Origin of the sequence: Bradyrhizobium uaiense (assembly GCF_010811875.1) — a bacterium.
GTDB classification, from domain to species: domain Bacteria; phylum Pseudomonadota; class Alphaproteobacteria; order Rhizobiales; family Xanthobacteraceae; genus Bradyrhizobium; species Bradyrhizobium uaiense.
The window spans coordinates 1-249 of record NZ_VKHP01000766.1 but is presented as its reverse complement, the minus strand read 5'-3'; the positions used below and the strand labels follow the sequence as shown (position 1 = coordinate 249).

The window sequence follows — 249 nt, the reverse complement described above, 5'->3', positions numbered from 1 at the left end:
CAATCGATAAGATATCGGGCACGTGGTGCTTTCGTGGTTTCCCGCGGACTTTGGTGATCGGCCAAATGAGCTTCACATCGACCGGATACACCTTCAGGTGCCGAGGGATGCCGACGGCCCAAGCCAGCCCGCGCTCTGTTAGCCCTTGTCGAAATGGTGCGCTAAGTCCGTATCCTGCATCCGCCAGCACACATCCAAAGCGCACGTTGGCTGCCATCGTGCGGTCAATCTCGGCCAAAGCAATTTCCG

Annotated in this window: 1 protein-coding gene; it reads right to left on the bottom strand. The window is 57.8% G+C overall.

Going from position 1 to position 249, the window contains the following annotated elements; genetic code table 11:
- The coding region (locus FNJ47_RS47375) for a transposase (protein WP_163163664.1) at positions 1-249 on the bottom strand (249 nt) is incomplete at both ends.